Source organism: Ignavibacterium sp. (assembly GCA_032027145.1).
Lineage (GTDB): Bacteria > Bacteroidota > Ignavibacteria > Ignavibacteriales > Ignavibacteriaceae > IGN3.
In genome coordinates, this window is sequence record JAVSMP010000001.1 from 1,491,283 (window position 1) to 1,504,456 (window position 13,174).

Sequence of the window (13,174 nt, forward strand, 5' to 3'; positions counted from 1 at the left end):
AAATGAGCAGTAATTCATACGATGTATTTAATCAGAAGGTTAGTTTAATATACGAGTATGACAACAAATCACCTTTGTTTGCTCGTGTAGCTGATATAGAATTGGAAAAAAACAATATTGATGAAGCAATACAGATATTAACTGAGGGCTTAACACATCATCCCGGTTTTTCTGTCGCATACTTTCTTCTTGGCAAAGCACATACTCTTAAAGGCAATTACGGACAGGCACTAAAATATGTTAAAAAGGGAAGTGAACTTATTCACTCATCAAAGTCTTTTGATTATTATCTTAGGGAAATTGATGCAATAAAAAAACAGAGACAATTATTTAATGTATCACGCTGGGCTGATACTGCAAATGAAAACTTTTATAACCAGCCTTCGACAGTATCAAATCATACCGAAGAGAAAAAGAGCTCAGAATCTATTGAGGAAACACTAAACAAACTTACTGCGGAAATTGATGGCGCATCAGCTCAGATTAAGGAAGCAAAAAAACAAATATCTGCCACTCGTTCAAAAGATTATTCTAAGAATGATCTAATCATTTCAGAAACTCTGGCTAAGATTTATGTAACTCAGGGAGAGTTCAAAGAAGCAATTACTGTTTATAAAAAATTAAAAGTCAAAAGTCCTGATAAAGAAGCTTACTTTGACTCAAAGATTTCAGAGCTTAACGCAAAACTTAGTAATTAGTTAATTCTATTTTACTGCATCTGTTTTTATTACCTTTGTATAATGATTGATACATCAAAAAAACTGGTTTTACCCAAAAAATTTTATATTCGGTCTGTTCTTGCAGTGGCAAAGGACTTGCTTGGTAAACTGCTGATAAAAACTGAAGGTAAAAAATTGTTGGCTGGTCGGATTGTAGAAGTGGAAGCTTATGATGGAAATATTGATCAGGCTTCACATTCGTTTATAGGTAAAACAAAACGCAATGAAGTTATGTTTAATACCGGTGGTTGTTTGTATGTTTATTTTACTTATGGTGCACACTTTTGCAGTAATGTTGTTACAGGAAAAAAAGGCTACGGTAGCGCTGTTCTTATTCGTGCTGTTGAGCCATTAGCGGGAATTGACTATATGATTATTAACAGATTTAACAGAGAATTAAAATCAGAAAAGGAATTGTATAATCTTACAAGCGGACCAGGCAAAGTTTGCAAAGCATTTGGATTTGACAGCTCGTATTCAGGTATGGATTTAACTAATAGTTCAGTTTATTTATTAGATCAGCCTAAATTAAATCAGAAGAAAATTGGTATTTCAAAAAGAATAGGAATAACCCGCTCTGTTGATTTTCCCTGGCGGTTTTTTGAAATAGGAAATCCTTATTTATCAAGATGAATAGAAGTCCTGAAAATATTTTGATTGTTAGAACAGATCGAATTGGTGATCTTGTTTTAACTTTACCTTTAGCAGGATTGATAAAAGATAAGTATCCTAATGCAAGAGTATGTTTCCTTGTCCGTGATTACACAAAGAGTTTAGTTGAAAATCATCCTTTTATTGATGAAGTGATTGTTCTTAAACAAAGTAGAAATAATGTAGTCTTTTTCGAAAACTTAAATCTTATAAAATCAAAAAAGTTTGATACTTGTATTGTTGTTTATCCGGTTTTTTTAATTGCTTTGATTTTATTTTTTAGTGGAATTAAATCCAGAATTGGAACCGGCTATAGATGGTATTCGTTTTTGTTTAATAAAAAAATGTATGAACACAGAAAAAATGCTGAACATCATGAGCTTGAGTATAATGTTAATCTTCTTAATAAAATTAATATTAAAAATAATGTTGATGAAAAAAACGTAAGATATGATCTTAATGTTGATAAAAGTTCTTTAAATGCTGTAGAAAAAATTTTATCTGATAGTCAAATTGAATTATCTAAAACGTTTATAGTTGTACATCCAGGAAGCGGCGGAAGTTCATTGGATCTTCCTTCAATCAAATTTGCTCAGCTTGTCAAACTTTTAACAGAAGACGGGCAGCAAATTCTTATAACCGGGACTAAAGAAGAGAAAACACTTTGTGAAGCAGTAAAAGCTGATTCAATAGCAGTTAACCTTGCTGGCTTATTTAATCTTGAAGAATTAACTGCATTGATAAGTTTATCATTTATGTTTATTTCAAACTCAACAGGACCGATACATATTGCTGCGGCTTTGAATAAATATGTAGTTGGATTTTATCCCAAAGTGATCTCCTGTTCTAAAGAAAGATGGGCGCCATACACTTGTAAAAAATTGATCTATGAACCATCAATTGATTGTAATAACTGTTCAATTGAACAATGTAAAAAGCTTAATTGCATGGAATCGATAGATATAAACAAAGTATTTACCGATATTAAAAATGTTCTTAATAAAAATCCGGAGAAGTAAATGAGATACTTTTTGAATATATATATATTAATTATTCTTATCATCGGAACAGGTGTTTCTTTAGAAGCACAAAAGAAAGATGAATTCCGAAAAGTTGAGAATAACGCTTTCCGTCAAGGTGAAAAACTTACTTTTGATGTTAAATATGGTTTCGTTACAGCAGGGATTGCATCATTTGAAATTCCAGCAATAAAAAAAATGTCCGGCAGAAATACATATCATGTTACTTTTGAAGTTAATACCGTTCCTTCATTTGATGGATTTTTTAAAGTTCGTGATAGATATGAAACATACATTGATGTTGAAGGGATATTTCCCTGGAGATTTGAGCAGCATATACGGGAAGGAAAATTCTCCCGCGATTTTTCAGCTTTTTTTGATCAGCGAAAAGGTAAAGCTAAAACAAGTGAAGGACAATATGATATTCCAATATACGTAAATGATATTGTTTCAGCATTCTTTTTTGCCCGCACTCTGGATTACTCAGGGTTAAAAGTCGGAGATAAAATTCCCCTAAAGAATTTTTATAAAAACAAAGTTTACGATCTTGATGTCGTTTATCACGGAAAAGAAACAATTGAGGTAAAAGCTGGTAAATTCGACTGTATCATTGTTGAACCGCTTGTTCAGGAAGGCGGATTATTTAAAAGTGAAGGCAGTATAATGATATGGTTGACAGATGATGATGCCAAATTACCTGTTAGAGTAAAAACCAAAGTTGTGGTCGGGGCAATAGATGCAGACTTAACTGGTTATCAGGGTGTTTATGGTAAATTAACTTCCAAAAGAAAATAAAGTAAGCTTTTATTAGTACATAAATACCTAATAATAATTCAGACAGTAATTAGTTCTTTAAGTTGAGAGGGGAACTTTGTACTTTCGAATTGGAAAAAATTAATTCAAAAGGTGGATTATATTATAACCTTTTTATAGCTTATAGTTGGAAATTAAACTCTTACAAGCTATTTCAATTAAGACAAATAGTTCTTAAAAAGTAAATATTCAATTAAACTATTCCTTAATTTTTTATAGGAGGGCTCGCTATGAAAAAACTTGGATTACTTATTTTGTTTTTTTCCCTTTTTATAAGCTTTGGACTAAAAGCACAAGAACTTAACAATGCTGGTTTTGAAAATTGGACCGATGGTAATCCAGATTATTGGACCCTAAATGATGAAGGAGGGGATTGTGTATTTAGTCAAGTTGCTGGTGAAGAAGGTTATGCTTTAAGAGCTGAAGTTATCACAAATGGCAGTGGCTTTGATGGAGAATTTTCTCAAATTGTTTTAGATATTGTTGAAGGGCAATCTTTTGATTTTTCGATCAGGGTTAAAGGAACGAATAATGTAACAAATGCTTTGAGATTTTGGTGTACTTGGATGAACGCAAGCGATGTTAATTTAACATCCACCAACATTCAACCCACTACATATTATTCAACTACCACAAATTGGACAACATATTCAATCATTGGTGCGATAGCCCCTCCTACTGCTGTTAAAGTTAAATGGGGTATTCGACTTTATGGTCTCCAGACAACCGATTTTGATTTTGGAGGAAATCTCCCGGTGGAGCTAACCTCATTCTCTGCAACTAAAATTGGTAAAAATATTAAATTGATTTGGAATACAGCCACCGAGATTAATAACTATGGATTTGAAATCGAACGTTCTGTTGTAAAGGGCGAATGGACTAAAATTGGTTTTGTAAATGGTAATGGTAACAGCAACTCCCCAAAGTACTATTCTTTTCTCGATAGTAAAGTTAGCGATAGCAAGTATGCATACCGCCTTAAACAAATTGATAACGATGGGCAGTTTGAATACTCTAAAGTAATTGAGATTGAAGTGAGTGGTGTTAGAGAGTACGAGTTAACCCAGAACTATCCAAATCCTTTTAACCCAACTACAACAATACAGTACATTCTTCCCCAGGCAGGAATGGTTAAACTATCACTTTACAACATTCTCGGAGAAGAAATCAGGACATTTGTAAACGAGATGAAAGAAGCAGGCACACATACAATAACGATTAATGCGGATGACTTGAACAGCGGAATGTATATTTACAAAATTGAAAGCGGTTCTTTTGTTCAGGCACGTAAGATGACAATAGTTAAATAAAAAATAATATTAATATCTTGATGTTCAATTAAGATTTAACAAGGGGTCTTGAAAATAGGAGTTAGCAGGGATCTTTACAGAAAATGATGTTGGTTTCTATATCAGGAGAATAAGTATTTAATCTTATAATTTCTTGACTGACTTTTACTTTTTTTGTTTATACACTGCATTCACTTTTACTATTTTTATTCAATTTATTATACCGGAGGTTTAGTATGAAAAAACTGCTTTTATTATTTATCTTTCTTTTACCGCTCAGTCTTTCTTACGGTCAACTTTTAGTAGAGGACTTTGACTATGCTGTTGGTGATTCACTAATTTGGCATGGATGGACTAAACATAGCGGCACTGCTTCAGCAATACTTGTTCAATCAGGAAGTTTAATCTATACCGGATATCCTTCTTCAGGAATCGGAAATCATGTAGATATCGAAGGCGGTGCTGGTTCACGTGAGGATGTTAATAAAGGAATTGATTCAATTTCTTCGAACGGAGATGTGATCTATTATTCTTTTCTTGCAAATGTTACTTCTGCATCTGCAACAGCGGATTATTTTATCCATATAGGAAACCGTGTTTCTCCAACTTCATTTACAACATTTTCAGCACGACTTTTTGTTCAGGATGTTTCCGGTAATCTTAGATTTGGATTAAGCAATACATCTACTGTTACAATGGGAACAACCGATTTTGCTTACAATACAACATATCTTGTTTTTGTTAAATATACAATTAATACCAGTGGTGCTGATGAGTGTAAACTATGGGTATTTAATTCTGGAGTTCCAGTTGATGAAACAGCAGCAGGTACACCAGAGGTTCTCAATGCTTCCACAAACGGGCAGGATATTATTGATGCGATCGCTTTAAGGCAAGGAGGTCAAGCTTATAAAGTATCGGTTGATGGAATCAGAGTTTCAACCCAATGGGCTGATTTAGTAATTCCTGTTGAACTTACTTCATTTTCTGCAATAACCGATAACAATAATGTGTTATTAAACTGGTCAACGGCTACAGAAACTAATAATTCTGGTTTTATTGTTGAGCGCAGATCAACTAACTCAGACTGGCAAAGTATTACATTCGTTAACGGTAATGGAACAACAACCCGTGCTCAGAAATATTCTTATGTTGATAGAAACTTAGCTGAAGGAAAATATTATTATAGATTAAAGCAAGTTGATTTTAACGGTTCGTTTGAATATTCAAACATTGTAGAAGCAGTAATCCTGTCTCCAACAAAATTTGAATTATCACAAAACTATCCAAATCCTTTTAATCCGAGCACTACAATTTCTTTCACTATACCGCAATCAGGTAATGTAAAACTTTCAGTTTATAACCTGCTCGGGCAGGAAGTCCAGAACTTAGTTAATGGATTTACTGAGGCTGGAAACCACACGATTAATTTTGATGCTAAAAATCTTAATAGTGGAATTTATCTTTATAAACTTGAAGCAAATGGATTTGTTCAAACCCGAAAAATGACGATGATAAAGTAATCCTGTGAAAAATGATTCAGTATTATTAAACTGAGTTTGTTCAAAATATTTAATCACTAACCCCGCTTAAAATAATGGCGGGGTTTTTTATGATTGCTGCAAAAATTGCGTTGATGATAACTATATTTTCAATTATCTTTAATAAAAGTAAAACTATCAATATCAATCATAATGTTATGCTGAAAAATTTATTATACTTAAGCGTAATGATTTCAATAATTTCTGCCTGCGGTAGTCCGGACTTACTAACCAATCTTTCTGATAATGAGTGGAAGGTGATTTCAATTAGGGGAAAAGATATTAATCCCGGTAACCAGCCGAAGAATTTTCCTACTTTAAATTTTGGAAACAACAATAAACTTTTTGGATCGACTGGTTGTAACAGGTTTATCGGATCTTTTAAAGCAGATAAAAATAATATTTCTTTAGAGCCGGGCGCAGTTACAAAAATGTATTGTCAGGATAGTCCTGAAGAAGCTTTCTTATCTGCAATAAAGCTGGTTAAAGAATTTAAGCTCGAAGGAAATACTCTAACTCTGTTAAACAGATCAGAAAAAATAATGACATTAATCCCGCTCAAAAAATAGATTATCCAACAAACAAAACTTTATTAGCTAAAAAAATAATTTACCTTCAGTGTTGTGTAATATTTTTTTGTAAGTAAATCAAATTACTTATCAGGAAGCTGATTTAATTAAAACATAGTTAACAAATTATTTAAATGTTATTTTTGATACAAAAAAAAACTATTCTTTTCAATAATTAAATCTAAGGATATCAAAATGGCTGAAGGTATTCTTGATAAGGCTAAATCACTTACTGATTCACTAAAAGATAAAGTTACTGGATTGAACGAATACATGCTTGAGAGTGACAAAAACGAAATAATTAATCTGTTTAAAGATAAAGGAATGAGCAGGATTGATGAGATTTTTGAAACTATAGAACATTATAGAAGTGTTTTTGTTGATGCCGGTTATCAGATTGGAGGTATTAATGCTTCTTTAGGACTTCCACCGGATATTACAATTGCTTTTAAGTTTTTAGGTACAATTGATCTAGAAAAAAGAAAAATTGTCTTGGAAGAAGCTGAAGAAAATAAACTTATAATTATTATTCTTGAAAGTCTGTTTAAAGCAAGTGATTTTAGTGAAAAAATAAAAGTAGGAGAGCTGACACTTAAAACAATAAATGTTAAGCTGGGTTTAATACCAGCCATTAGTATTGTATTAGGATAATAAATATGGATTTCATTGAGAAGGAAATAAAAAAAATTGAAAAGATAATTGATAAGATATTTCCAGCAAGCATTAATCTTGATACTATCAGACAACAGTTAAAATTATTTTATACTGGAGTTAAGATACCAGTTTTGGATAGACCCTGTACAGTATCGGATGGCATAATACAGATAAATCCAGAAATATTTGATAGTTTATTGAAATTACATTTTGAAGCCGCTGAAGCTGGGAGATTAATGAAGTTTGTTCCTGCATCGGGAGCAGCATCAAGAATGTTCCAAAAATTATTACCAGTTTTGAATGAAAGCAATGAACTTGATATGGATTCATTAAAAAAACTGGCTGAAAACGACAATAACTATAAAGCAGTTTATGATTTTCTTATAAATCTTAATCAGTTTGCATTTTATGAGGATATTAAAAATATATTAAATGTTAATGATGAAGAGTTAAATGAGAGTATATTAAATCATCCAATTAAAATTCTTAAAACATTACTTTTTGAGCCCGGTCTTAACTATTCCTCAAAACCCAAAGGTGCAATAAAGTTTCATAAATATGAAAATGAAAACAGAACTGCTTTTGAAGAGCATATCTATGAATCATTAAACTACGTTTTAGACAGGGATAAACAAGTTAAGATTCACTTTACAATCTCAGAAGAACATCAAAGCCTCTTTACAAAAATTATTGATGAACTTAAAGATAAGTTGAAAAAAGATTTTAAATTAGTCCATAGCCACTCATTCCAAAAAAAATCTACAGATACTGTTGCTGTGAATGAAGACAATGAAATTCTTTTGGATAAAAACGGAATGATCATAATGCGTCCTGCCGGGCATGGTGCTTTAATTGAGAATTTAAATGATCTCAACGCAGATATCGTAATTATAAAAAATATTGATAATCTGTCTGTTGAACCGCTTAATGAAGAAACAATCTTATTTAAAAAGTTATTAACTGGATATTTAATACAAATTCAGAACAAGGTGTTCCAATATTTAAGAATACTTGATGGTTGTAATCCTGAAACAGTTGATCTTGATGAGATAATCAGTTTTTGTAAAGATAATATATTTATTACTACTCGTAGTGACTTTGACAGTTATTCCAATGCTGAAAAGGTTAATTATCTTATAAAAAAATTAAACCGCCCCGTAAGAGTTTGTGGGATGGTAAAAAATGAAGGTGAACCAGGCGGCGGACCATTTTGGGTTAAAGATGATGATGGAACTTTATCTTTACAAATTGTTGAGCAAGCCCAGATTAATTTCAATGATGAACAACAGAAAAAGATTTTTACAGGATCAACTCATTTTAATCCTGTTGATATTATTTGCGGATTACGAGACTACAAAGGAAAGAATTTTAATCTTCTCAACTTTATCGATCACCAAAGCGGAATTATAACTAAAAAATCCAAAGATGGGATTCAATTAAAAGCTCTGGAATTGCCCGGATTATGGAATGGTGCTATGGCTGATTGGATTACAATTTTTATCGAGGTACAGATTTCAACATTTAGTCCTGTGAAAGAAATTAATGACCTTTTGCGAAAGCAGCATCAGAACTGATTCTTTGAAATTTTGATTATCCCACAAATAATGCCGGAAAAAATGCGCATGTAATATTTACATTTTTACTGGTAAAACATTTCATTTTATTTATGAACTAAACAAATTCTGAGCATTTTCCGATAATCTAAGTGGCATCAAGCTTGTAATTTTAACCAGTCAAACTTTTTTTAGAAAGGAAGAATTATAATGGGATTTACTGAAATAGGAGTAATTTTATTTTTAGTTGCGCTTTTAGCTTTTGGATTTATTAATTCAAGAAAAGTATCTCAGGAGTTAAAGAAATTAGGGGCAGATAAATAATTATCTGCACCATTTTAATTTCGTTTAATTATTTGGGTTGATTCACCTCTGCCAATTATTACTGCGTTAGCGATGTTGTTAAACAAACCAACTTCTACAACACCGGGCTGCATCTTTATTTTCATTTCTAACTCAAAAGGATTTTGTATTTCGCCTAAGTTTAAATCAATTATATAATTTCCTGAGTCAGTTAAAAAAACATCACTATCTTTCTTTCTTAATACAGGTTTATAACCTAAATCAATAAATTTATTTAATAATGATTTATAACCATACTGAACAACTTCAACAGGCAATGGAAACTTTCCTAATGTCTTAACAACTTTTTTTGAATCAACTATCCATATAACCTGTTTAGAATTTGAAGCGGCTATCTTTTCAAATAAAAGAGCTCCGCCCCCACCTTTAATTCCATTAAGATTATAATCAACTTCATCTGCACCATCAATAGTTAAATCAATATAATCAACCTGGTTAAAATCAAGAATTTTTATACCTAAACTATTGGCAAGCTCAGTGGTTTGTTTTGAAGTGGAAATACATTCAACACTAAGCCCTTTATTTACTAATTCAGCAAGTTTTTGAACCAAAAAATAAACAGTTGAACCAGTGCCCAATCCGAGTGTCATTCCGCTCTTAATAAATTCAATAGATTTTTCTGCTGCAAGTTGCTTTTCATTCATAAATTTTTATTTGTAATGAATTAAATCTTTAACAATCGTAATTTAGTAATAGAAATAATAAAAATTCTAATACATAATTGATTCGTTAAATTAAAGGAGGAGTTATGCATCATTATGATCCCATCAGTGAAATTCAGGATTATTTAGTTTTTGGTGAATATGGGGACGTTAATCCATCTATAACAGATTCATCCACTTACACTTTTCTGAATCCGCAAACTATGAATGAATTGTTTGAACAGAAAATTGAAGGTTGTTTTTTATATTCCCGTCATTGGAATCCGACAAACAAGTATCTTGCTGATGCTCTTTCTAAACTTGAGGATTCTGAAGCAGCAATTGTAACTTCATCGGGAATGGGTGCAATTTCCTGTGTTGTTTTACAACTTTGCAACAGCGGTGATGAAATAGTTTCAAGTAGAACAATTTACGGCGGAACCTATGCATTCTTTAAAAACTTTTTACCAAAGTTTGGAATAAAAGTAAAATTTGTAAACACTCAGGAATTATCTGCGGTTAAAAAGGCAATCACAAAAAAAACCAAATTGATTTATTGTGAATCTATTAGTAATCCACTGTTAGAAGTAGCTGACATTCCTAAACTGTCTGAGATTGCAAATGAAAATGGAATCAAACTTGTAATTGATAATACTTTCAGTCCGGTTATTATTTCACCTATTCGTTTGGGCGCTCATATAGTTATTCATAGTTTAACAAAGTTTATAAATGGAACTAGCGATTGTGTTGCTGGTTGTGTTTGCAGTTCAAAAGAATTTATTTCACAGTTGACTGATATAAATTCAGGTGCTTCAATGCTTCTTGGACCAGTGCTGGATAGTTTTCGTGCTGCATCAATTATGAAGAACTTACACTCACTTCATATTAGAATAGAAAAACATAGTGAAAATGCTTTATACTTAGCAGAAAATTTTCAGAGGCTTGGGTGTAAAGTATTTTACCCTGGTCTAAAATCACATAAAGGACATAAACTGCTGAAAAAAATAATGAACGAAGGATTTGGCTATGGCGGTATGCTGGCAATCGATGCCGGTACATCGGAACAAGCTAATAAAGTGATGGAAAATATGCAGAAAGAGAAAGTAGGATATCTTGCAGTCAGTCTCGGTTACTTTAAAACATTATTCTCTTCTCCCGGGCACAGTACATCTTCAGAAATTCCGGAAGAAGAAAGAAAAGCAATGGGATTATCTGACGGACTTGTACGAATATCGATCGGTTTGGATAATGATATCAAAAGGACATTTAAGAGAATAAAAAAATGTTTTAGTGAAGCAGGATTGTGCAAGTAGTTATATTCTAATTGTATCTACGAATAAACATAACAATCAAACATAAGAGGCGGATATATGAACAAGTTATCAAAAAATAATTTGAATGATTATTGGTTAGCCTTTATGATGTAGGTCTTTTATTATTTCAAAAAACTTTTTACTTATTAAAGCCCGGTCAAAAATTTTTATTAATGTTAGATCGGGCTTAATTTTTTCAAAGTCGTTAAAAAAGTTCTGACAGGGATCATTATATCCGTACATCATTCCTGAATTTGCTGATTCAATTATTTGTTTTACTTCACTATTATCATCTCCAAAGGCAATAATAGGATTGCCAGTCCGCAAAGCTTCAAATAATTTACCAGGTACATGGCGAGGTTCGGATGCACATACTAAAAGTATATCTGCCTCGTATATTTGCTTTATCATTTCGTGATAAGGCAGGAAACCTAAAGTTTCAACTTTGTCAAGCAAACCAATTTCTTTAAGATAATCTAGAACAATTGGGTCAACAGTTCCGATAAATCTTATCTTAAAATTACTGCCGCTATCATTCTTATCTTTTATTTGTTTCCAGAAATGTTTTGGGTTCTGATATGCAAATAAATTACCGGCATGTAAAATTACAGTTTCATTCTTCTGAGATACTTCTTTTTCAGCAGGGCGATTTGCAGGCAGACCTTTAAAATCATCTTCATCATATCCCCAATACAATACATTTGTTTTGTTTTCTAAAAACTTATACTTATTCAGATAATCATTCTCGGTTGATTTTGTAACAAATACAACTTGTTCTGCATTTAACAAAACAGATTTTTCAAAATGACTGTCAATCTTTTTTGTAATAAGACTTCTCTTTAGATTTTTGTAATAAACAATATCAACCCACGGATCAATTAAAACCGGTATATGCGGTAAATTAAACTTTCTGCTTAATTTTTGTCCAATAAGATGTGAACTATGCGGAGGTCCGATTGAAACAATAATGTCAAACTTTTCTTTAACATAAGCTTTTTTGGCTGTTCTATATGCGGTAAAATTCCAGCCTACTCTGGCATCGGGAATAAATAGATTCAATCTTATCCAAAGTGAAATTCTATGAGTTAAGCTTTTATTTTCTGTAGAGATTGTTTCAGATGCGATCAGTTTTTCGTTTTTCTTTTTTCCAATAAACTTTCTGTAAATGTTAAATGGTTCCAAAGCGTTGGATTTAAAAGTAATCCAGGCAGGATCAACTTTGCTTAATAAACTTTCGTCTTTTTGAGTAAATGATTCTTCCTTAACTGTTAGAATTATCGGCTCAATCTCATCTTTTGGAAGATGTCTGATAATATCCAAAGGCCAATGAAGCGAAGCCTTTCCGGAAGGGGGCCAAAAATATGAGATGAATAGAACTTTTTTCATTTTGATTTCAAAGATGATTTAAGGTTCAGTTTTTATGTTTAAGATTTTTTTTGCCATAAGTTCATGAATAAATGATTCTATAAGAATTAGTTAGAGCTAAATTTTATCATAAACATTTAATAAATAGTAAGCGATGGTTAAACTAATAATCTTATTATTCCATATATTCATTTCAAATTTATTGATTTATACATTTAATAAGAAAGTGATTCATTATCTAAAGGTTTACTATTTTTGCAGAGGTAATTTTTTAAAAACAGTAATTATTATAACTATGTTGAGGATATAATGAGTTTGAATTTTAAAAACCTTCAGAAGTTTATTGTAGTGGGCGACAGAGTCTTAATCAGACCGCAAGAAGATTCGAACAAAACCAGCAGTGGATTGTATCTTCCAGCAGGTGTAGCTGAGAAGGAAAGAATTCAAAGCGGTTATGTAATAAAAGTAGGACCAGGTTATGCTACATCAGCACAAAATGAAGATGAACCCTGGAAACAGAATGAGGAACAGGTAAAGTATATTCCGCTTCAGGCAAAAGAAGGAGACCTTGCTATATTTTTAAGAAAGGAAGCCTTTGAAATTGAATTTGAGAAAGAGAAGTTATTAATCGTACCAAACCCCGCGATTTTATTGCTAATCAGAAATGATGATTTCCTGGTGTAG

The 13,174-nt window shown here is 31.9% G+C and carries 13 protein-coding genes; 11 read left to right on the top strand and 2 right to left on the bottom strand.

Features of this window, described 5'->3' with window-relative positions:
- Positions 1-2 precede the first annotated feature (2 nt).
- The 9 genes from ROY99_06125 to ROY99_06165 all read left to right on the top strand — a co-directional run bounded on the left by ROY99_06125 (position 3) and on the right by ROY99_06165 (position 8,829).
- Positions 3-698, top strand: a complete 696-nt coding sequence (locus ROY99_06125; GenBank protein ID MDT3695952.1) for a hypothetical protein — start codon at positions 3-5, stop codon at positions 696-698.
- Between the two features lie 42 nt (positions 699-740).
- A complete protein-coding gene (locus tag ROY99_06130; protein MDT3695953.1) occupies positions 741-1,352 on the top strand; it encodes a DNA-3-methyladenine glycosylase in 612 nt (203 codons plus the stop codon).
- A complete protein-coding gene (locus ROY99_06135; GenBank protein MDT3695954.1) occupies positions 1,349-2,389 on the top strand; it encodes a glycosyltransferase family 9 protein in 1,041 nt (346 codons plus the stop codon). The genes ROY99_06130 and ROY99_06135 overlap by 4 nt, the downstream gene beginning before the upstream one ends.
- The gene (locus tag ROY99_06140) at positions 2,390-3,184 is read left to right on the top strand and encodes a DUF3108 domain-containing protein (protein MDT3695955.1); all 795 of its coding nucleotides are present in this window, start codon (positions 2,390-2,392) and stop codon (positions 3,182-3,184) included.
- A gap of 248 nt (positions 3,185-3,432) precedes the next feature.
- The gene (locus tag ROY99_06145) at positions 3,433-4,512 is read left to right on the top strand and encodes a T9SS type A sorting domain-containing protein (GenBank protein ID MDT3695956.1); all 1,080 of its coding nucleotides are present in this window, start codon (positions 3,433-3,435) and stop codon (positions 4,510-4,512) included.
- Positions 4,513-4,727: 215 nt separating this feature from the next.
- Positions 4,728-6,014: a T9SS type A sorting domain-containing protein gene (locus ROY99_06150; GenBank protein MDT3695957.1), complete on the top strand. Its 1,287-nt coding sequence runs from the start codon at positions 4,728-4,730 to the stop codon at positions 6,012-6,014.
- A 74-nt stretch (positions 6,015-6,088) separates the two neighbouring features.
- Complete coding sequence (locus ROY99_06155; protein ID MDT3695958.1) at positions 6,089-6,601, top strand: META domain-containing protein; 513 nt, start codon at positions 6,089-6,091, stop codon at positions 6,599-6,601.
- Between the two features lie 195 nt (positions 6,602-6,796).
- On the top strand, positions 6,797-7,252 hold the full coding sequence (locus ROY99_06160; GenBank protein ID MDT3695959.1) for a hypothetical protein: 456 nt from the start codon (positions 6,797-6,799) through the stop codon (positions 7,250-7,252).
- 5 nt (positions 7,253-7,257) lie between these two features.
- Entirely contained in the window at positions 7,258-8,829 is a 1,572-nt protein-coding gene (locus ROY99_06165) for a DUF4301 family protein (GenBank protein MDT3695960.1), read from the top strand.
- 317 nt (positions 8,830-9,146) lie between these two features.
- Here ROY99_06165 and rpiA read toward each other — a convergent pair whose 3' ends face one another.
- A complete protein-coding gene (rpiA, locus tag ROY99_06170) occupies positions 9,147-9,815 on the bottom strand; it encodes a ribose-5-phosphate isomerase RpiA (protein ID MDT3695961.1) in 669 nt (222 codons plus the stop codon).
- A gap of 104 nt (positions 9,816-9,919) precedes the next feature.
- On the opposite strand from rpiA, the gene ROY99_06175 reads away from it, so the two are divergent.
- Positions 9,920-11,125 carry an aminotransferase class I/II-fold pyridoxal phosphate-dependent enzyme gene (locus ROY99_06175; protein ID MDT3695962.1) on the top strand — a complete coding sequence of 402 codons (1,206 nt, stop codon included), beginning with the start codon at positions 9,920-9,922 and terminating at the stop codon, positions 11,123-11,125.
- Positions 11,126-11,221: 96 nt separating this feature from the next.
- On the opposite strand, the gene ROY99_06180 is transcribed toward ROY99_06175, so the two are convergent.
- Positions 11,222-12,511 (bottom strand): glycosyltransferase, encoded by a 1,290-nt coding sequence (locus ROY99_06180; GenBank protein ID MDT3695963.1) that lies wholly within the window; start codon positions 12,509-12,511, stop codon positions 11,222-11,224.
- Positions 12,512-12,799: 288 nt separating this feature from the next.
- On the opposite strand from ROY99_06180, the gene ROY99_06185 reads away from it, so the two are divergent.
- Entirely contained in the window at positions 12,800-13,174 is a 375-nt protein-coding gene (locus ROY99_06185; GenBank protein ID MDT3695964.1) for a co-chaperone GroES family protein, read from the top strand.

Bases quoted from the DNA above. Each gene is read 5' to 3' on its own strand.
- ROY99_06155 (MDT3695958.1), top strand. From the start codon at position 6,089: ATGGCGGGGTTTTTTATGATTGCTGCAAAAATTGCGTTGATGATAACT.
- ROY99_06165 (MDT3695960.1), top strand. From the start codon at position 7,258: ATGGATTTCATTGAGAAGGAAATAAAAAAAATTGAAAAGATAATTGAT.
- ROY99_06135 (MDT3695954.1), top strand. From the start codon at position 1,349: ATGAATAGAAGTCCTGAAAATATTTTGATTGTTAGAACAGATCGAATT.
- ROY99_06140 (MDT3695955.1), top strand. From the start codon at position 2,390: ATGAGATACTTTTTGAATATATATATATTAATTATTCTTATCATCGGA.
- ROY99_06150 (MDT3695957.1), top strand. From the start codon at position 4,728: ATGAAAAAACTGCTTTTATTATTTATCTTTCTTTTACCGCTCAGTCTT.
- ROY99_06145 (MDT3695956.1), top strand. From the start codon at position 3,433: ATGAAAAAACTTGGATTACTTATTTTGTTTTTTTCCCTTTTTATAAGC.
- ROY99_06130 (MDT3695953.1), top strand. From the start codon at position 741: ATGATTGATACATCAAAAAAACTGGTTTTACCCAAAAAATTTTATATT.
- ROY99_06185 (MDT3695964.1), top strand. From the start codon at position 12,800: ATGAGTTTGAATTTTAAAAACCTTCAGAAGTTTATTGTAGTGGGCGAC.
- ROY99_06180 (MDT3695963.1), bottom strand. From the start codon at position 12,511: ATGAAAAAAGTTCTATTCATCTCATATTTTTGGCCCCCTTCCGGAAAG.
- ROY99_06175 (MDT3695962.1), top strand. From the start codon at position 9,920: ATGCATCATTATGATCCCATCAGTGAAATTCAGGATTATTTAGTTTTT.
- ROY99_06125 (MDT3695952.1), top strand. From the start codon at position 3: ATGAGCAGTAATTCATACGATGTATTTAATCAGAAGGTTAGTTTAATA.
- ROY99_06160 (MDT3695959.1), top strand. From the start codon at position 6,797: ATGGCTGAAGGTATTCTTGATAAGGCTAAATCACTTACTGATTCACTA.
- rpiA (MDT3695961.1), bottom strand. From the start codon at position 9,815: ATGAATGAAAAGCAACTTGCAGCAGAAAAATCTATTGAATTTATTAAG.